This is a genomic window from Micromonospora sp. PLK6-60, from assembly GCF_019890675.1.
In the GTDB taxonomy this organism is placed as follows: Bacteria; Actinomycetota; Actinomycetes; order Mycobacteriales; family Micromonosporaceae; genus Micromonospora.
The window spans coordinates 22020-39686 of sequence record NZ_JAIOAA010000009.1; the positions used below are offsets into that span (position 1 = coordinate 22020).

At 72.0% G+C, this 17667-nt stretch carries 18 protein-coding genes; 7 read left to right on the forward strand and 11 right to left on the reverse strand.

Annotated features, from left to right (window positions below; all coding sequences use genetic code 11):
• The first annotated feature begins 26 nt into the window (after positions 1–26).
• The 3 genes from K7640_RS18255 to K7640_RS18265 all read left to right on the forward strand — a co-directional run bounded on the left by K7640_RS18255 (position 27) and on the right by K7640_RS18265 (position 2008).
• The gene (locus K7640_RS18255; RefSeq protein WP_222956072.1) at positions 27–419 is read left to right on the forward strand and encodes a hypothetical protein; all 393 of its coding nucleotides are present in this window, start codon (positions 27–29) and stop codon (positions 417–419) included.
• A 635-nt stretch (positions 420–1054) separates the two neighbouring features.
• Positions 1055–1363, forward strand: a complete 309-nt coding sequence (locus K7640_RS18260; protein ID WP_222956073.1) for a hypothetical protein — start codon at positions 1055–1057, stop codon at positions 1361–1363.
• 315 nt (positions 1364–1678) lie between these two features.
• Positions 1679–2008 (forward strand): hypothetical protein, encoded by a 330-nt coding sequence (locus K7640_RS18265; RefSeq protein ID WP_222956074.1) that lies wholly within the window; start codon positions 1679–1681, stop codon positions 2006–2008.
• Positions 2009–2213: 205 nt separating this feature from the next.
• Here K7640_RS18265 and K7640_RS18270 read toward each other — a convergent pair whose 3' ends face one another.
• The 4 genes from K7640_RS18270 to K7640_RS18285 all read right to left on the reverse strand — a co-directional run bounded on the left by K7640_RS18270 (position 2214) and on the right by K7640_RS18285 (position 7421).
• Complete coding sequence (locus K7640_RS18270; protein WP_222956075.1) at positions 2214–2756, reverse strand: 2'-5' RNA ligase family protein; 543 nt, start codon at positions 2754–2756, stop codon at positions 2214–2216.
• A gap of 113 nt (positions 2757–2869) precedes the next feature.
• On the reverse strand, positions 2870–4345 hold the full coding sequence (locus K7640_RS18275; RefSeq protein WP_222956076.1) for an endo-1,4-beta-xylanase: 1476 nt from the start codon (positions 4343–4345) through the stop codon (positions 2870–2872).
• 329 nt (positions 4346–4674) lie between these two features.
• Entirely contained in the window at positions 4675–5577 is a 903-nt protein-coding gene (locus tag K7640_RS18280) for an LLM class flavin-dependent oxidoreductase (protein WP_222956077.1), read from the reverse strand.
• Entirely contained in the window at positions 5574–7421 is a 1848-nt protein-coding gene (locus tag K7640_RS18285; protein WP_222956078.1) for an LLM class flavin-dependent oxidoreductase, read from the reverse strand. The genes K7640_RS18280 and K7640_RS18285 overlap by 4 nt, the downstream gene beginning before the upstream one ends.
• 85 nt (positions 7422–7506) lie before the next feature.
• On the opposite strand from K7640_RS18285, the gene K7640_RS18290 reads away from it, so the two are divergent.
• On the forward strand, positions 7507–7992 hold the full coding sequence (locus K7640_RS18290; RefSeq protein ID WP_222956079.1) for a MarR family winged helix-turn-helix transcriptional regulator: 486 nt from the start codon (positions 7507–7509) through the stop codon (positions 7990–7992).
• A gap of 224 nt (positions 7993–8216) precedes the next feature.
• Here K7640_RS18290 and K7640_RS18295 read toward each other — a convergent pair whose 3' ends face one another.
• The 3 genes from K7640_RS18295 to K7640_RS18305 form a co-directional block, all read right to left on the reverse strand.
• Positions 8217–8675, reverse strand: coding sequence for a DUF3291 domain-containing protein (locus tag K7640_RS18295; RefSeq protein WP_222956080.1), 459 nt, complete (start codon positions 8673–8675; stop codon positions 8217–8219).
• A gap of 21 nt (positions 8676–8696) precedes the next feature.
• Positions 8697–9314, reverse strand: a complete 618-nt coding sequence (locus K7640_RS18300; protein ID WP_255609401.1) for a metalloregulator ArsR/SmtB family transcription factor — start codon at positions 9312–9314, stop codon at positions 8697–8699.
• Positions 9315–9386: 72 nt separating this feature from the next.
• Positions 9387–11777, reverse strand: coding sequence for an excinuclease ABC subunit UvrA (locus tag K7640_RS18305; RefSeq protein ID WP_222956082.1), 2391 nt, complete (start codon positions 11775–11777; stop codon positions 9387–9389).
• 238 nt (positions 11778–12015) lie between these two features.
• On the opposite strand from K7640_RS18305, the gene K7640_RS18310 reads away from it, so the two are divergent.
• The gene (locus K7640_RS18310) at positions 12016–12657 is read left to right on the forward strand and encodes a biliverdin-producing heme oxygenase (RefSeq protein ID WP_222956083.1); all 642 of its coding nucleotides are present in this window, start codon (positions 12016–12018) and stop codon (positions 12655–12657) included.
• A gap of 6 nt (positions 12658–12663) precedes the next feature.
• On the opposite strand, the gene K7640_RS18315 is transcribed toward K7640_RS18310, so the two are convergent.
• Genes K7640_RS18315 through K7640_RS18330 form a run of 4 tightly spaced genes read right to left on the reverse strand, consistent with a single transcriptional unit; the run spans position 12664 to position 15749 of the window.
• Positions 12664–13056 (reverse strand): hypothetical protein, encoded by a 393-nt coding sequence (locus K7640_RS18315; protein WP_222956084.1) that lies wholly within the window; start codon positions 13054–13056, stop codon positions 12664–12666.
• Entirely contained in the window at positions 13053–15011 is a 1959-nt protein-coding gene (locus tag K7640_RS18320; RefSeq protein WP_222956085.1) for an ADP-ribosyltransferase, read from the reverse strand. The genes K7640_RS18315 and K7640_RS18320 overlap by 4 nt, the downstream gene beginning before the upstream one ends.
• Entirely contained in the window at positions 15008–15328 is a 321-nt protein-coding gene (locus tag K7640_RS18325) for a hypothetical protein (RefSeq protein WP_222956086.1), read from the reverse strand. The genes K7640_RS18320 and K7640_RS18325 overlap by 4 nt, the downstream gene beginning before the upstream one ends.
• Positions 15315–15749: a YbaB/EbfC family nucleoid-associated protein gene (locus K7640_RS18330; RefSeq protein WP_222956087.1), complete on the reverse strand. Its 435-nt coding sequence runs from the start codon at positions 15747–15749 to the stop codon at positions 15315–15317. The genes K7640_RS18325 and K7640_RS18330 overlap by 14 nt, the downstream gene beginning before the upstream one ends.
• Positions 15750–16120: 371 nt before the next feature.
• Between K7640_RS18330 and K7640_RS18335 the strand changes: the two genes are divergently transcribed.
• Positions 16121–16390, forward strand: coding sequence for a hypothetical protein (locus tag K7640_RS18335; protein WP_222956088.1), 270 nt, complete (start codon positions 16121–16123; stop codon positions 16388–16390).
• Positions 16390–17427, forward strand: coding sequence for a hypothetical protein (locus tag K7640_RS18340; protein ID WP_222956089.1), 1038 nt, complete (start codon positions 16390–16392; stop codon positions 17425–17427). The genes K7640_RS18335 and K7640_RS18340 overlap by 1 nt, the downstream gene beginning before the upstream one ends.
• The last annotated feature ends 240 nt before the right edge of the window (positions 17428–17667 follow it).

A 17667-nucleotide genomic window follows, 5' to 3' on the forward strand; every position in this document is an offset into this window, starting at 1 on the left:
CCGCCGGATGTACTAGCGTCGGGGGAATGAGGGACCGCGCTGCGAGGTACGAGCCACTGACGGTGGCACGCCTGGGTGCTCTGCTCGTCGGATCCGACGAGACGCGACGGTGGCGGCTGGTGGCGGAGTTCCTTGAGGAGTACCGCTGGGAGCCGGCCGAGGTGCGCGCCGGTCTGCTGGAGCAGGAACCCACTTCTACCGGTGACGAGCACTGGGATGTGTTCCTCGCGGCATTGACGGAGCACTTGGCTGCCAAGGACGGGCGGGGTGCGCCGCCGTGGGTCGAGACGCGGTCGCTGCGGCGGTTCTGGTTCCCCTTCAACACCCGGGCTGCGCGGGTCGACGCGGTGGTGCACGCGCCGGCAGCGTTCCGTCGTCGGGGTGTGTACGTGTCGGCGCAGGAGTTGAACGTCGCGTGAGCCTTGATGATCCACTGTTGGACCGCGCGGCGATCGAGGATGCTTTCCGCCGGCTCGGGGACCGGCTGTCGAGGCGAGGTGTGGTCGCGGATCTCTACATCTTCGGCGGGTCGGCCACCCGAGCCGAGTGGTGGAACCGCGAACGTGTCGCCAGCGGCATGGATGAGGCGTACGCCGTCCGCGTGCTCGACGCCCTGGACGAAGCCAGCCAGCCATCCGCGCTCACCACGGCGTGTCCGTACTGCACGACCAAGCGACACTGCCGAATTGACCTTTTAAGGATCAAGGCGGCCCGCAAGCGGGCCGCGCCGGCCGGGCCCCGGCCTGCTGGCGACCTTCGGCCGGCATCGGCCGGGCCGGCCGGCCACGCTGACGGACTGCAAGAGCTGTTTGCCCTCTGGGCAGGGATCTTCGACAGAGATGGGGAGGCCCGTCCAGACGGTGCGGTAGTCGATGGTTGCGCGGGTCGCCATCCCCACCGTGAGTCCTCCACGATGTGTAGGACTCACGGCGGAGATGGCTCTTGGGCCCGGCGTGTGGGAGGAGGAGCGCGAGTCAGCTCAATGCGCGAGGAAGTCATCAGAATCAGCTCGCCGCTATGATCTCGTGACCGCATCGCGCCCCGGGGAGGTCGGATGGAGACGTGGCGCATGCTCGCCAGTGCCGTCGCGTGCCTGGTTGTGAGCCTTGTAGGTGCTGCCCTAGCGACCAATTTTCGTGGCGTGACGGAGTGGCACGTGCGGCGGTCGATGGCTACCGCAAGCGTGTTACGGCGAGTACCGCCATGGCGCTGGCTACCAATGGCGAGCTACGACCAGCGCGTGGCACGTTTCGTCTTGATGGAACGCGCGATCGGCGTGATCTTCACTGCGATGGGCGTCATGTTCTTGATCGTTCTCGCCTACGCCGTGTTCTCGGGCGCGCCGATCAATTCGAGCCGTTGACTGGCGAGCGGTCCGCATCTGGTCCGCAAGAGGTCGGCGGACAGCGGGGGAGTGATGGGAGATTTCGAGAGGTGTTTCCGCCGTTAGAAGGCCGGTTGCGCAGGTCGTCGGAACGCCCATCTTGATCTCATAATCCCTCGGTCGCGGGTTCGAGTCCCGCCCGCCCCACTCGAAGCGGATACCCAAACGAAGGGGTGCAAGGTCGCAGAACGCAGGCCAGGGTCGGTGTGGTGGCCAAGTAAGGAAGGGGCCGGCGTGCCAGTTGCGTCCCCGTTGGGGTGAGAGCCGAAGGTCAACGGCGGTCAGCTCCTGGACGTGGCAACCGGCGGCGAGTTCGGCGCAGGTACGATGGCGATTTCATCCCGTGACCAGCCCATCGGAAGCACGGCCAAAATGACAGGGATGCCTCCCGCCGCACTGGTGTCGATCGTCGTCCTGCTCGTAGTGCTTGCCATAGACGTATGGGTCTACGCCGACGCCAAGGAGCGACTGAGGCGCGGGAACCCCGTCTCCGTTTCCCTTGGGTCGATCCGGGTGGAGACTCCGGAGGCATGGTTCCTCGGTTGTCTGATCCTGTGGATAGTGTTCTTCCCGCTCTACCTGACAGCCACCAGGCGGAACCCGTTCGGTCACAGCAGCGGGTGACGACAAGGTGTCACAGCCGCCCGCCTTGGCTGTCCGCACTCAGTCCGCAAGAGGGCGACAACGGCGGGGAGCGCTGTGCGATGTCGAGAGCCGTTTCCCCTGTTGGACGCCGGTACGTGCAGGTGGCCCAGGGTGGGCAACTTGATCTCGTAATCCCTCGGTCGCGGGTTCGAGTCCCGCCCGCCCCTCCACGCAAAGCCCCTGGTCAGGCGGGCTGCTGACGATCCGCCCCCAGTGGGAACTCGCCGACGGTGCGCCACGGGCTCAGGCCCGGCGTGCCGGCGATGAGGCGAACCATGTCGACGGCGGCGTTGATCGGCAGCTGCGCGGCGACGGTTTCGGCGGCGTGGCTCAGGGTGGGCTTGGGGGCGTCATGGCCGATGGTCAGGTGCGGCACCACCTCGGTGTGCGCCCCGCCGTACGGGGCGACCTCGGGATACCGCTGCCACACCGCCGCGGTGAGGTCCCGGAACGGGCGATCCGGCTGGGGCGCGAGCCAGACGACCGCGTCGCCGAACCAGCCGATGTGGGTCAGGGCGACGTCGAACCGCGGTATGCCGGCGATGGTCTCCCGCAGCACGGCCAGTGTTCGATGGTTGATCTGCTGCGGAGGCAGGAACGGGTAGAGGACGGTCACGTGTGCCGGCACACCCCACGAGGCAGCCGCGTCGAGCGACTCCCGGAACCGGCCCACCGCTTCTTCGGCCTCGGGTATCGGCACGATGAGCGCCGTCTGTGTCGGTTCCATCCCGGAAGTTTCCCGGTCCGGGCCGGTGCTGGTCCACGCGGTTTCGCCACCGGCACGGGCGGGGGTGGCTCACCGCCGTGGCACCAGCCACGACGGTGAGCCACCGCCGGTCGCTAGGAGATGGGTACGAGCCGGAACTGCTGGTTGGCCTGCCCGTTGCAGTCGTAGAGCTGGACCTGCTGCCCGTTGCCGGTGCCCCAGACGTCGAGGCAGCGGCCGGACTGGACACCCGTGACGGTGCCGTTGGAGTTGACGTTCCACTGCTGGTTGGTCTGGCCGTTGCAGGCGTAGATCTGGATCGCCGCGCTGTTGCCGGAGCCGGCGGCGTCCAGGCACCTGCTGCCGCCGTACACGGTCAGTTGCCTGCTCGCGGTGTACGTCCACTGCTGGTTGGTGTTCCCGTGGCAGTCGTAGAGCTGCACCCGGGTGCCGTTGGTCTGCGACGAGTTGGGCACGTCGATGCACCGGCCGGACTGGCTGCCGACGATCCGGTTGGCGCCGCCGGCCGGCGGCGGCGTGGTCGGCGAGGTGGTGGGCGTGGCCGTCGGCGAGGTGGTCGGCGAGGTGGTCGGGCCCGGGCCGGCGGCGTTGAGGGCGTTGAGGACCGAGGTGTACGCGGCCTTCTTGTTGCCGCCGCCGTCGAAGAGCAGCGGGTTCTCGTTGGAGCGCCAGGAGTCGCTGTCGCGGACGCCCCACACGGTGATGCCGATGCACCGCGGGACGTTCAGGCAGGCCTGGGTCAGGCCCTGGTACTGGCTGGTGGAGGCGTTCGTGACGTCGACCTCGGTCAACGCCACGTCGACTCCGAGGGCGGCGAAGCTGGACAGCGTGGTCTGGAAGTTGCTGGGCAGCGAGCTGCCGCCGGTGAAGTGGGTCTGCAGGCCGACGCAGTCGATCGGCACGCCGCGGGACTTGAAGTCCTGGATCATGCGGTAGACGCCCTGCGTCTTGCCGTAGCTCCAGTTCTCGATGTTGTAGTCGTTGTAGCAGAGCTTGGTCGACGGGTCGGCCGCCCGGGCGGTGCGGAACGCCACCTCGATCCAGTCGTTGCCGGTGCCCTGGAGGTTGGAGTTGCGGCGGCTGCCGTCCTCGTTGAACGCCTCGTTGACCACGTCCCACGCGGCGAGCTTGCCCTTGTAGTGGGCCATCACGCCGTTGATGTGATCGATCATCGCCTGCCGCAGGGTGCTGCCGCTCAGGCTCTGCATCCAGCCCGGCTGCTGCGCGTGCCAGGCCAGCGTGTGCCCGCGGACCTTGAGGCCACGCTGCGTGGCCCAGTTGTAGATCTGGTCACCGGAGTTGAAATTGAACTGACCCCGCTGGGGCTGCGTCGCGTCCGGCTTCATCTCGTTCTCGGCGGTGATCATGTTGAACTCGCGCGCCGCGATGGTGCTGTACGTCGAGTCGTTCAACCTGTTCGCGGCGATGGCGGTGCCGAAGTACCGGCCGGACTGCGCGGCGGCGGCGCCCAGGGTGCTGGCCGCCTGGGCCAGGGTGGGCACCACCAGCGCCGCGCCGGCCAGCGCCAGCGAGCTGGCGGCGGCGGCCAGCACGACGCGGTAGCGACCACGCCTCAGTAGGGGTTTCATGACGCTCCTCTGCATATCGGGTGTGATGCGCAAGGTGGTGAGGAAACGCGGGCCCGCGTATCTGTCACTGGCTCCGAAACTTTTCGGAAATGTACCGGTAACTTCATCGGCAAGATACTCCCGACAGCACGATCGGTCAATGTCGATGGTTTCGGGTGGCTGGCGCGATGTTTTCCGCCGCGCGTACCGGATGGTTGGTCGCCATGGGCGAAACCTTCCGGCCGCCGTCTCCGCTCTCCCGCCGCCCTGCCGGAGGCGGGGTGTTGTGCCACCGCATGCCGCGGGCCGGCATCGTGATCCGATGCCGGCCCGGGTGACGGAACGCGGACCTATCGCCCTCGTTCCCGCGCGACGAGCTCGCGGACGGCGGGCGCCACCTCGGCGGCGTACCGCTCGGCGATCGTGTGGTCGTCGCCGCCGACGAGGAACGCGGTGACACCATGGGTGAGGGCGAGGTCGGCCAACTGTTCCACCCACTGCTGCGGCGGGCCGTCGAGCAGCCCTCGCGAGGTCGGGGAGAACCGCACGTTCATCACGTTCAACAGGCGCCGGACGGCGGCCGGTGCGCGTCCCGCCGCCGTGGCGGCCTCGTCGATCCGGGCGTTGAGCCCGGGCAGCGACGCGACGCCGTCGGGCAGGTATTCGACGGTGGGCAGCCACCCGTCGCCGACCGCACCGGTGAGCGCCAGCATCCTGGGCTTGTAGGCGCCGACCCAGACCTGGATGTCGTGGGCCGGTTTCGGGCCGCGCTTCGCGCCGGTCATCGGGTAGTGCGGGCCCTGGTGGCGGACGACGCCGCGCGCGTCGGTGTCCCACAGGTCCCGGATGACGGCGATCGCCTCCCGCAGGGCGTCGACACCCTGGCTCGGGGTGAGCCGTCGGCCACCCATGGCCGCGACGCCGTCCCAGAATGCGCCCGCGCCGATGCCGAGCTCGAAGCGGCCGGCGCTGAGGATGTCGAGGGACGCCGCGGCGCGGGCGAGCACGCCCGGGGGCCGCAGCGGGAGGCTGAGCACGTTGCCGCTCAGCCGGACCCGCTCGGTCCGCGCCGCCGCGTACGACAGCAGCGTCCAGGTGTCCAGTAGCGCCGGCTGGTACGGGTGGTCCTGGAACGTGACCAGGTCCAGGCCGGCCCGGTCGGCGGTCGCCGCCAGCTCCAGCACGCGCGGCGCGTTCTGCGCGCTTGGGGTGACGAACAAGCCGAACAGGAGGTCATGTCCGTAATCGGTCATCGGGTGTGCTCCTCGGTCAGCCGTGGGTCGATGTTGAAGTTGTCCCGGAACAGGTTGTCGGGGTCGTAGCGCCGCTTGAGCTCCCGCAGCCGCGAAAGCACGCGCGGCGGGAACGCGTCGCCGAGACGTTGCGGGCGCAGGTCGGTGTCGAAGCTGAGATAGAGGCCGTCGAAGTGCTGGCCGAGCCCGTCCCACGCCGCGTTGAGCCGGGACTGGTCCGCACCCATCGCGGTGACCTGGAAAGCGGGCGTACGGTGCGCGAACGCGGTCTCGTCGGCCGGGGTGTCGGCGATCGCCCCGCCCATGCTCCGCAGCTCGAAGAAGTAGACCAGCCCGCTGCGCAGCAACCGCGTGACGTCGCGCGCGACGTCGCCGGTGAGCGCCGGCAGGAAGGCGGACCGGGAGACGGGCTCGCCCATGCCCTGGTGACCGTCCGGCCCGACGTCGGCGGCCAGCGCCATGACGTCCTTGTACGAGGTGCGCACCACCTGCTGCTGCGCCAGCGCACCGAGCTCGGTGAACGGGGTGAGCCGCTCGATGATCACCTCGGGGTCCTCCTGGTCGACCATCGCGTACAGCTGGATCACCGACCGGCCCTGGCGCGGACGGCCGGTCACCAGGAACACGGTGGTGTCCCGGGGCGCCGCGCTCGTCAGCTCGCCGTAGCGGCGCAGGCTCTGCTCCAGGTCGGTGCTGACGAGCACCAGTTGCGCCCAGCCGACCTGCCTGACCTCGCTGACTTCGAACTCGAACGCGGTCGCCACGCCGAAGTTCGCCCCGGCTCCCCGTACCGCCCAGAAGAGGTCGGCGTGGTCCTGCTTGGAGGTTCGCACCCGGCTGCCGTCGGCGAGGACCAGTTCGACCGCGCGGAGCCGGTCGATGGTCAGGCCGTAGCGGCGGGAGAGATACCCGATCCCGCCCGCGGTGGCCAGGCCGCCGACGCCGACGCCGCCGTAGTCGCCGGAGCCCAGCGCCCAGCCGTACGGGTCCAGCGCCGCGGCCACCTGTTTCCAGGTCGCGCCCGGTCCGATCCGGACCAGTCGCTGCGCGGCGTCGAGGACCTCGATGCCGTTGAGCGCCCCGACGTCGATCACCAGACCGCCGTCGTTGGTGGACCGGCCGCTGATCCCGTGGCCGCCGCTGCGCAGCCCGAGGGGCACCTGCCGGTGCCGCCGGGCGAAGGCCACCGCGTCCGCCACCTCGTCGGACGTACGTGGTCGCAGGACGAGCCCCGGCGAGCCGCCCCGCAGGTATGTCGACGTGACCCTCCGGTACGCCGGATCACCCGGTTCGATCGCGACGTCGGCCAACGACGCCGGTACGCCGTCGTAGTCGATGCCCGCCCGGCGGCGCGCCCGGACCGCCGCGGACCGGCCTGCGGGGCGGTTCTCCTTGGCGACCAGCCCGGCGATGCGGCGAACGTCCTCCGCCGACCGGGCCGGCACCACCACCGGCGCTCCGGCATCGGCCAGTCTGCGGATGTGTTCGGCTCCGGCGTCCGGTGGCGCGACCACCCAACCCGCGTCGGGCGTGACGAACCTGGTGCCGGCCAGCACTTCGAGGCTCTGCTGCGCCTTCGCCACCACCGACGGGTACGCCGGCCCGGGGCCGCCCGGATCGGGCGAGTTCAGGTCGGGAGCGATGCCGATCGGGATCCGCGTGGTCCGCCCGGCCAACCAGACGGCGGTCGTCCACGGGTCCAGCCCCTGCTCCGCGCCGGCCTCGCCGCGTAGCGCGACGAGATCCAGGCCGGCCGACTCCGCCTGCCGCGCCAGGTCCACCAGCGCCGCCGGATCGCCGTCCGCCGCCGGCAGGTCCAGCACGATTCCCAACTCGATGGCCATGCCACCCTCCACTAATCTTCTGTCGCACAGATCGTATGCCGCACAGACGATCTGTTCAACAGCGGGTGGCGGCTATGCTGTTCCCATGAGCGGGACCACGCGGAAGAGTCATTCACCGGACCAGGATCTTGGCTGGGCGCTGGGGGTGCTGCTGCGGGCTTACCGCGACACGCTGCCGCCGACGCTTGGCGACTTCCCGCAGGGCGCCCGCGGCTACCAGACCCTGTGCGAGGTCGTCCGCGCAGAGCAGCCCAGTCAACTTGCGCTGGCCCACCGACTCGGGATCGACCGGACGGTGATGACCTACGTCATCGACGACCTCGTCGCGGCGAACCTCGTCGAACGTCAGCCCAACCCGTCCGACCGACGCCAGCGACGGATCGTCGCCACCCCCGGTGGGCGTGACGCGGTCGCCACCCTCTGTGGCCAGGTGGCCGCTGCCGAAGCCGCCGTGCTCGGCGCGCTGGACGAGCAGGAGCGCACGGTGTTCCGGCGACTGTTGGCCAAGGCGGCGGGTGGCCTCGCCGACAGCGGCGCGGACGCCTGCGAGATCATCGACGCCACCTCATAGCCGCACCACGGCCCGGGGCCGCGGTGGATCTCACCGCGCTGCCGGCTGAGCCCCCCGGGCTGGGCGCCGGCCGGCGCAGTGCGGCAGCGCGGTGATCAGGAGCCCGTCGACGGTGGCGGCGGCGCCGAGGTGGGCCAACGGGCGATAGCGGCGGGCGAGCCGTGCCCGGTCCCTCAGGGTCATCCTCAGAAGACAAAGATGATCGACATAATGGGGATGGTCGGTCACCCGGCGAGAGCGCCGGGGGCGGGGTGCGGCTCGCGGAGGGTGAACGCCGCCGCCGACGGGCCGTCGCGGTGCAGCAGCGCCAGCCGCTCGGCGGCCTCGGTGATGGTCGGCAGGGCGTCGGCGGGGATCCACCACAGCACGAGGTGCGGCCCGTCGAGGGGGACGAACCACTCGCGCCGGCGGCGCATCGGCTCCAGGTGTGCGGACCGGTACACGAAGCCGCGCAGCGACTCGACCGACTGCCACACGGTCAGGTTCACGATGACGTCCGGGGCGAACGGGCGCAGGGCGGTCGCGTCGCCGGAGTCGTCCTGGAGTCGCCACACGAAGCCGGGCGAGCGGTCGGCCAGGCCGTTGATCTCGGGTAGCTGGGCGACGAAGTCGGCGAGCTCGGGGCTGTCGATGGGGGAGCGCAGCCGGGCGATGTTCAGTTGCGCGAGGTGATGGTCCGCCATGCGGTTAGCGTACCGTCTATGTCAACGCTCATTGTTTTTAGAAGTGAGTGCGACGCAGCAGCCGGTCGGACGCGGGTCGAGCCGCGCGTCCAGGCCGCCGTCCCCCGCCAGCCCGGCCAGCAGCGCCAGGTTCAACCCGCAGACCAGCGGGGGGTGCGCCCGGGCCAGGGCGTGGAACGGGCAGTTACGCAGCCGGATCGTCCCGTCCGCGTCCTCGAACGGCTCGTAGCCCAGTGCCGCCAGGCGGGGGATCAGCTCGCCCCCGGCGAGCTTCGCGCCCTGTTCGCGGGCCGCCGCGTACGCCGCCGGCTCCGCGCCGGCCCGCTCGACCGCGCTCGCCAGCACCTCGGCCAGCAGCCGGTAGTCGCGCGGCGGCAAGGTCACCGCGTGCTCGGCGGCCGACCGGCGGTACAGCTTGGCCGGCCGCCCCGCCCCCGGGCCGCCGCTGCGCGGCGCGTACGCCGTCTCCAGCAGGCCCGCCTCGGCCAGCTTGTCCAGATGGAACGCCGCCAGGGTGCGGCCGATGCCCACCGCCTCGGCCACCTCGTTCCGGCTCACCGGCTCCGGCCGGGCGGCGACGTACTCGTAGACCGCCCGGCGCGCCGGCTCCCGCAACGCCCCGATGGCCTCCAGTGACATGGGGTCGACGCTACCCGCCCGGCGTCGCCGGGACGCGGGCGTCATACCGCTCGCGGCTCGGAAAGCGGCCGGTCACCCCCCGACGTACGCGGCGAGGTGCTCGCCGGTGAGAGTGGAGCGGGCGGCGACCAGGTCGGCGGGGGTGCCCTCGAACACGACCCGCCCACCGTCGTGGCCGGCGCCCGGCCCGAGGTCGATGATCCAGTCCGCGTGCGCCATGACCGCCTGGTGGTGCTCGATGACGATCACCGACCGGCCGGACTCGACGAGCCGGTCCAGCAGGCCGAGCAGCTGCTCGACGTCGGCCAGGTGCAGGCCGGTGGTGGGCTCGTCGAGCACGTACACGTTGCCCTTGTCGCCCATCTGGGTGGCCAGCTTGAGCCGCTGCCGCTCGCCGCCGGAGAGCGTGGTGAGCGGCTGGCCGAGGGTGAGGTAGCCGAGCCCGACGTCGGCGAGCCGGTCGAGGATCTGGTGCGCCGCCGGGGTGCGGGCCTCGCCCTCGGCGAAGAACCGCTCGGCCTCGGTCACCGACATCGCCAGCACCTCGCTGATGTCCCGGCCGCCGAACTTGTATTCCAGCACCGAGGACTGGAACCGCCTGCCCTCGCACTCCTCGCAGACGGTGGCGACCCCGGCCATCATCGCCAGGTCGGTGTAGATGACCCCGGCGCCGTTGCAGCCCGGGCAGGCGCCCTCGGAGTTGGCGCTGAACAGCGCCGGCTTCACGCCGTTGGCCTTCGCGAACGCCTTGCGGATCGGGTCGAGCAGCCCGGTGTACGTCGCCGGGTTGCTCCGCCGCGAGCCCCGGATCGCCCCCTGGTCGATGGAGACCACGCCCTCGCGCCCGGAGACCGAGCCGTGGATCAGTGAGCTCTTGCCGGAGCCGGCGACGCCGGTGACGACGACGAGCACCCCGAGCGGGATGTCGACGTCGACGTCGCGCAGGTTGTGGGTGTCGGCGCCGCGCACCTCCAGCGTCCCCGTCGGCGTCCGGACGGACGGCTTCAGGGTGGCGCGGTCGTCGAGGTGGCGGCCGGTGACGGTGCCGCTGGCCCGCAGCCCCTCGACGGTGCCCTCGAAGACCACCTGACCGCCGCCGGTGCCGGCGCCGGGACCGAGGTCGACCACGTGGTCGGCGATCGCGATGGCCTCCGGCTTGTGCTCCACGACGAGCACCGTGTTGCCCTTGTCGCGGAGCTGGAGCAGCAGGTCGTTCATCCGCTGGATGTCGTGCGGGTGCAGCCCGATGGTGGGCTCGTCGAAGACGTAGGTGACGTCGGTCAGCGACGAGCCGAGGTGGCGGATCATCTTGGTGCGCTGCGCCTCACCACCGGAGAGCGTGCCCGACGGCCGGTCGAGGGAGAGGTAGCCGAGCCCGATCTCCACGAACGAGTCGAGCGTGTGCCCGAGGGACGCCAGCAGCGGCGCCACCGACGGCTCGTCCAGGCCACGCACCCACGCGGCGAGGTCGCTGATCTGCATGGCGCAGGCGTCGGCGATGTTGATGCCGGCGATCTTCGAGGAACGGGCCGCCTCGCTGAGCCGGGTGCCGCCGCAGTCGGGGCAGGCGGTGAACGTCACCACCCGCTCCACGAAGGCGCGGATGTGCGGCTGGAGCGCGTCGATGTCCTTGGACAGCATCGACTTCTGGATCTTCGGGATCAGCCCCTCGTAGGTCAGGTTGATGCCCTCGATCTTGATCTTGGTCGGCTCCTTGTGGAGGAGGTCGTTCAGCTCCTTCTTGGTGAACTTCCGGATCGGCTTGTCCGGGTCGAAGAAGCCACAGCCGCTGAAGATGCGGCCGTACCACCCGTCCATGCTGTAGCCGGGGATGGTGAGCGCGCCCTCGTTGAGCGACTTGCTGTCGTCGTACAGCGCGGAGAGGTCGAAATCGCTCACCCGGCCCAGGCCCTCGCAGCGCGGGCACATGCCACCGGTGACGCTGAAGCTGCGCCGCTCCTTGGTCGTCTTGCCCCCGCGCTCGACCGAGACCGCGCCCGCGCCACTGATCGAGGCGACGTTGAAGGAGAACGCCTGCGGCGAGCCGATGTGCGGCTGCCCGAGCCGGCTGAACAGGATGCGCAGCATCGCGTTCGCGTCGGTCGCGGTGCCGACCGTGGAGCGGGCGTTGCCCCCCATCCGCTCCTGGTCGACGATGATCGCGGTGGTCAACCCGTCGAGCACGTCGACGTCGGGGCGCGCCAGCGTGGGCATGAAGCCCTGCACGAAGGCGCTGTACGTCTCGTTGATCATCCGCTGCGACTCGGCGGCGATGGTGCCGAACACCAGCGAACTCTTGCCCGAGCCGGAGACACCGGTGAAGACGGTGAGCCGCCGCTTCGGCAGCTCGACGTTGACGTCCTTGAGGTTGTTCTCCCGGGCGCCGTGCACCCGGATCAGGTCGTGGCTGTCGGCCGCGTGCGGCGCGGGCGGCTGCCGATCCGTCCTCGTCGCCAGGCTCATCGTGTCTCCCTCGGTCGGGCGTACCGTGCTGGGTGCGGGTCAGGGCTGGAGAAGGCATAGAGACTACGCCGTCCGGGCGACAGGATGGGGCCGGCACGGCCGTCCAGCAGCGGCGACCTGACCGCCGGCCGGAGTCCCGTCGATCAGGCTAGGCGCGGCCCGAGGGCCCGTGCTTCTCGATTTCTGACCGGTCGCCGCCTACCGGTTGGCGGCCCGGCCGCCCGGGCATACTGGCCCGATGCCTGATCACCGGCCCTCGACGGGGGAGCGGACGATGCTGGCCGCCCTGCGCGCCGGCACCCCGGAGCACCACCATGCCGTCGAGCGGGTGCTGGACCTGCCCGGCCGGGTCCGGGACCGGCGGGACCTGGTGATCGTGCTCGACGCGATGCTGGCCGCCTGGCAGCCGGTCGAGGAGCGCCTCGCCACCGCGTACGACTGGGGGCGGTTGGGCCTCGACCCGCGGCTCGGCGCGGCGGCCGACCTGCTCCGCGCCGACCTGGCCCTGCTCGCCGACGACCCCCCGGCCGGCCGCGGCCCCGCACCCGGCGACCTCCCGGCGCTCGGCGGGGCGGCCGCCGCGGTGGGCGGGCGGTACGTGCTGGTGGGCAGCGCGCTGGGCGGCCGGGTGATCGCCCCGGTGATCGAGCGGCGGCTGGGTCTGCCCGAGGGCCGGGGGACCGGCTTCTTCCGCCGGGCCGGCCGGACCCCGGACGCCGACTGGCGGGCCTTCCGCACGGCGGTGGACCGCCGGGCGTGGTCCGCGCCGGAGCGGGCCGAGGCGGTCCGCGCGGCGCGGGAGACCTTCGCGGTCATCGCCCGCACCGCCGCAGCCGCCTTCGCCGCCCGGCCCACCACCGCCCGCCCCCGGGCCCGCTGAGGGGCGTCAGGCCGCCGGTCCCGGCCCCTGGGCGTACGCGCGCAACTCCGCCAGGCTCGGGGCCTGCGCGGCGGCCACCTCCGGCACGCGTCCGGCCCGCGCGTGCTCCGGCTTGCCGGCCCAGTGCCGCAGCACCTGCAACGGGGACACCTGGTTGGCCTTCGCCCAGCGGATCCGCTGCACCCAGCCGATGCCCGCGTTCAGCCCGGCCGGACCGGCGTCGGGGCGGGGCACGAAACCGGCCGCGTCGTCGGTGACGGCGGCCCAGAGGTAGCCGATCGTCCGGTCCCCGAGCAGCACCGGCACGCAGCGCACCGGCGCGGTGGTGGTGTTCGGGTAGTTGTCCGGCACGGAGACCGTCTGGAACTCCGGATCCTCGGACATCGGACCGCGGGTCATGACACCCCTCCACTGCTCGCCCCGGGGATGATGCGGGCCTTGAGATGCAGCCGGCCCGCGGCGTCGTACTCGGCCGAGTCGATGACATACGTCTGCCCCCGGCCGAGCAGCAGTTCCCGCTCGGCGGGGAACTTCGAGACGCCGTCAACGTACATGGCGGGGGTGCCGGCAGGCACCTCCAGGTGCAGCACCACCGGCTTGTGCGGGGCGAAGTTCGGGTCGGGGCCCAGTGCCGTGGAGAGGTACGCCGGTTCGCGCTGGACGCTGCCGACCAGATCCGCCGGGTCGCAGTTGAAGGCGTTGAGCCCGGTCTCCCGGGTGACCATGACGTTCTCCGGCACCGGGCGCAGCCCCATCGACTCGTCGATCCGGTCGACCACCTCGGACAGCTCGGGGCTCATCGGCGAGTGCCCGCGCAGGGCTCCGTTGATGTCCTTGTAGTCCGGCGGCCACGGCGCGGCCCCCGGCGGGTTCTCGCCCGTGTACCACCTGAGCGCGTCGGCCTGGTCGGGGGTGAGATCGGACTGCGCCTGCGCCCAGGTGTCCCGGCCGTAGGCCGCGCCGTCGGCGTTGCTGGCGAACTCGCGCGGCGGCGGCAGGTCGGCGGGCCGCGCCGACGGATCGGCGGGATCAGCCGGGTCGGCGGGATCAGCCGGATCGGCCAGGTCGGCGGGATCGGCCGGATCAGCCGGGTCGGCGGGATCAGCCGGATCAGCCGGGTCGGCGGGATGAGCCGGGTCGGCGGGGTCCGTCGGGTCGGCGGGGTGAGCCGGGTCGGGCGGGCCGTGGTCGGGTTTCGGCGGCGCATGGCCGTCGGCCCCACCGCCGGGTGATCCGGACGGCTGGCCGGCCCCCCCGGCGTCCGGGTGCGGGGTCGTGGGCGTGGCCGCCCCGGAGCCGCCACCCGAACCCGCGCCCGGGCCGCCACCGGACCCGCCACCCGGGCTGCCACCGGAGCCGCCACCCGGGCTGCCACCGGAGCCGCCACCCGGGCTGCCACCGGAGCCGGGGGCGTGCGGTGTGGTGGTGCCCGGAGCGCCGGAATGCCCGGGGCCGCCGGCCGGGCTGTCGGTCGCCCACGGGGGGAGGGGCGGGCCGCCACCGCCGGCGGCGGTCGGGGTGTGCACCCGGGGGCCGGTGGTCGGCAGGTCCGGGGTGCCGGGGCCGCCGCCGGGCGTACGCCGCAGCGCCTTGAGCACCGACTCCAGGGTGTCCACGATCTCGCCGAGGCGGGCGAGGATCGGCCGGAGCCGGCTGATGCTGGAGGCGAGGGCGGTGAGGATCTTGGCCACCTTCGCGACCCACTTGGCCACCAGGGCGGACACCTGGGTGGCCACCCAGGGGGTGGCGATGCCGAGGGTGAGACCCGCCTCGGCCAGCCACTCCCAGAGGCGGACCGCGAGCACCGACACGAAGTCGGCGATCAGGTCCCGGACCAGCTCGCGGACCAGGGACACCAGCAGGCCGGCGCCCTCGACGATCAGGCCGAGCAGGTCGGCGGCCCCGCCGATCTCGGTGAGGCTGTGCAGGTGCTGCTCGGCGTAGCGCCGATAGGCGTCCGACGCGCTGCCCGCCCACCCGGCGAGTTCGTTGCTGACCGCGGCGCCGAGGGCGGTGGCCTGGTCACCGACGTGCCGGGCCACGTTGCGCCAGGTCTGCGCGTACGCGGCGATCTGGTCCGGGTCACCGGCCAGCCAGTCGAGGGCGTCGGAGAGCGGCTGCACGTGCTCGATCAGCCAGGCCACGCCCCACGAGACCAGGGAGCCCAGCGGGTCGGTGCAGAAGGCCAGCGCCTCCATCGACGTGCCGAAGCCGCCGATCGTCAGGTCCACCCAGGAGCCGGACTCGATGCCGGAGCGCAGGTCGGCGATGCTCTCGGCGACGCCGACGCCGGTGTACCACTCGGTGCTGTCCTGCCGTTGCGCGACCAGGGGGTTGGCCACGCCGGCGGTCACCGGTACATCCCGGTGAAGCCCGCGGAGATGCCCGACTCCGCGTCGTCGTAGGCGTTGGCGTTGTGGTCGAGCGCGGCGGCCGCGCTGTGCAGGGCCGCCTCGGCGGCGCTCAGCGCCGTCACGGCGCGGTCCTGCAGGACGTTCAGGAACAGCGGGATCGCCTGGCAGACCGGCAGCTTGCCGTACGCCGCACCGCCCATCCGCACCTGCGCCGCCGCGGCCTGGGCGGTGCCCACCTCGTCGGCGATCCGGTCCACCGACCGGGCGTGCCGCACCAGCGCGGCGCTGGTGACCTGGAAGCCGTCACCAGCGGCCACGGTGGCCCCCGGCGTCCGGCGCGTCCGACTCGTCCTCCGGCTGCTCGGGGAAGCGCCGGGCGTAGCTGGCCACCACAGCGCGGCCGGTCTCCGACTCCGCGCCGACGGTCTCCGCCGTCGCCTGGGCCACCTCCGCGGCGAGCCGGCCCTGGGCGCGCCGCATCACCGTGAGCACCTCGGCGGCGATCTCGTCGGCCCGCCACCGCAGCACCCGGTCGTCGAGGCGCAGGTCGGTCATCGCGCCGGTCGCGGCCACGGTGACCCGCACCGCGCCCTCGGCCCCGTCCGCGGTGGCCGACAGGGCGGCCACCCGCTCGGACAGCGCCTGGGCCCGGGCGGCGCGCTCGGACACGCTCGCCGTCCAGGACGCCACGAACCGTTCGGTGGCCGCGCCGAAGTCACCCGCCGGCATCTGGGTCATGCCGTCCTCCCCGTTGCTCGGGCGCGTCCTCCCGCCCGTTCGCGCCGGTGGCCGGCCCGGCCACGGCTGACCCACCGTACGCCATTCCGGCCCCGTCCCGGGGGCCGGTGAACCGGCCCTCCACAAGGGCTTCCGACGCGCGAGCACCGAATTGTCCGCCGGTCCCGGCGCGGGCGCAGTCGGCTGTCCGACGGTACGGCCGTCGGAAACCTCACAGGACGCGAAGTGCCTGGTCGCAGCAGTGTTGAAGGAGAACGAGAAGCGACGACGACGGGCCTCGTCCCACTCCTCGGACACGCCACCTTCCGCCGTTGCCGGCCCCGAGCCGGCGACCGGCTCGGCGGCCGAGCGAAGAAAGGAAGGGCCCGACCATGGCCGCTCCGACCGCGTCCGCCTCGCTGAACGCCACCACCTACTCGCCCGGGGAGCAGATGCTCCTCACGGTGACCTACGGCGACCCGGACACCCAGCAGGTGACCGTCACCGTCGTGGTCACCGACTCGAAGGGCAACAGCAGCAACCCGGTGAAGGTCAACGCCGTCATCGATCCGCTGACCGTGACCGTGACCGACGACTCCGCCCGCGCCTGGACCAAGGTCTCCGACACCGGTTCGGTCGCCGTCTACCGGGCGGTGGCGTGATGGCCCGGGTCACCGTCACCGTGCGCGACAAGGCGGGGAACGCCGCCACCGCGATCGCCGACTACGGCATCGCCCCGCCGGTGCTGGGCGGCTACTACCTCGCCGGGAACGCCGACCCGACGGCGGACCTGGCGGGCGGGAACTTCCGCTCGCTCACCCAGTACCGCAGCTTCGCCGACGGCTACACCTTCCCGGGCTACCAGAAGACCTGGCTCACCACCCTCGGCCAGGCCGGCATCCAGATCAATATGGTGCTGGAGCTGAAGCACTACGGCAACTCCAACACCGGCGCGCAGACGTTCACCGTGGACGGGGTGACGTACACCGTCCCGGCGCCCGCGATGACCATCCAGCAGCAGCCCGGCACGACCTGGCCCAAGGCGTACGGGTACGGCCAGGTGCTCGCCGGCCAGTGCGACGGCCTGTTCGCCCGTGCGCTGTCCCAGTACCGGACGCTGGGCTTCGGGGTGAACATCCAGCTCGCCTCCGAACTCGACACCGACCACCAGTACGGCACCACCGAGTCGGGGGTGGCGTACGGCTGGGTCGACTCCGACGCCCGGGCGGTGCAGGCGGTGACCTACATCGTCAACTGGTTCAAGGCGCGCAGCCTGCCCGCCGGCACCACCTTCTCGGTCGGGGTCGGCGGCTGGGACCGGGCCAGCTACCAGCGCACCCACCCGGAGGCGCTGATGGCCAAGCTGGACTTCCTGCACTGGAACGTCTACGCCACCAGCCCCGGCGACACCGCGCTCGCCCGGTTCCGCCGGACCAAGGACTGGGCGGTGGCCGACCTGGGGCCGGTCGCGCTGTCCCGACCGGTGCTGATCGGCGAGTGGGGCGTACGGGTGGCCGAGTTCCCCGACCAGGCCGCCTGGATCGCCACCGTGCCACCGGCGATCGCCCAGCTGAACGCGGCGGGCCGGCCCCGGATCGCCCGGACCAACTACTTCAACTCCGGCTGGGGGACGCTCTCGCCGAAGGCGACCGGGCTCGCCGCGTTGCGCGCCGCGTACGCCACCCCGCCGTACGTCTGAGATCGCCCGGGAAACGGTGACCCGACAACGCGGAAAGGCCCACGGAATTGGTGGGCCTTTTCCTCGCCCGCGCTCCGGAATACGATGCGCGGGTCACCCGTGTGATTGACGCCGATCGTCATTCGGTCGACCCTCGACACACCCGGCTCAGGCCGTGGTCCCGCTCGTCTTCCGTTGCCCGTCCACTCGGCCGAGGGCAACACATTGCCTCGACCGGCTCGCTGGTGCCAGGCTCGACGG

Excerpts from the sequence above, each read along its gene's own strand:
- K7640_RS18285 (WP_222956078.1), bottom strand. The coding sequence starts at position 7,421 with ATGGCCATCGAGTTGGGAATCGTGCTGGACCTGCCGGCGGCGGACGGC.
- K7640_RS18335 (WP_222956088.1), top strand. The coding sequence starts at position 16,121 with ATGGCCGCTCCGACCGCGTCCGCCTCGCTGAACGCCACCACCTACTCG.
- K7640_RS18255 (WP_222956072.1), top strand. The coding sequence starts at position 27 with ATGAGGGACCGCGCTGCGAGGTACGAGCCACTGACGGTGGCACGCCTG.
- K7640_RS18315 (WP_222956084.1), bottom strand. The coding sequence starts at position 13,056 with ATGACCCGCGGTCCGATGTCCGAGGATCCGGAGTTCCAGACGGTCTCC.
- K7640_RS18330 (WP_222956087.1), bottom strand. The coding sequence starts at position 15,749 with ATGACCCAGATGCCGGCGGGTGACTTCGGCGCGGCCACCGAACGGTTC.
- K7640_RS18280 (WP_222956077.1), bottom strand. The coding sequence starts at position 5,577 with ATGACCGATTACGGACATGACCTCCTGTTCGGCTTGTTCGTCACCCCA.
- K7640_RS18310 (WP_222956083.1), top strand. The coding sequence starts at position 12,016 with ATGCCTGATCACCGGCCCTCGACGGGGGAGCGGACGATGCTGGCCGCC.
- K7640_RS18270 (WP_222956075.1), bottom strand. The coding sequence starts at position 2,756 with ATGGAACCGACACAGACGGCGCTCATCGTGCCGATACCCGAGGCCGAA.
- K7640_RS18290 (WP_222956079.1), top strand. The coding sequence starts at position 7,507 with ATGAGCGGGACCACGCGGAAGAGTCATTCACCGGACCAGGATCTTGGC.
- K7640_RS18340 (WP_222956089.1), top strand. The coding sequence starts at position 16,390 with ATGGCCCGGGTCACCGTCACCGTGCGCGACAAGGCGGGGAACGCCGCC.
- K7640_RS18300 (WP_255609401.1), bottom strand. The coding sequence starts at position 9,314 with ATGTCACTGGAGGCCATCGGGGCGTTGCGGGAGCCGGCGCGCCGGGCG.
- K7640_RS18305 (WP_222956082.1), bottom strand. The coding sequence starts at position 11,777 with ATGAGCCTGGCGACGAGGACGGATCGGCAGCCGCCCGCGCCGCACGCG.
- K7640_RS18275 (WP_222956076.1), bottom strand. The coding sequence starts at position 4,345 with ATGAAACCCCTACTGAGGCGTGGTCGCTACCGCGTCGTGCTGGCCGCC.
- K7640_RS18260 (WP_222956073.1), top strand. The coding sequence starts at position 1,055 with ATGGAGACGTGGCGCATGCTCGCCAGTGCCGTCGCGTGCCTGGTTGTG.
- K7640_RS18295 (WP_222956080.1), bottom strand. The coding sequence starts at position 8,675 with ATGGCGGACCATCACCTCGCGCAACTGAACATCGCCCGGCTGCGCTCC.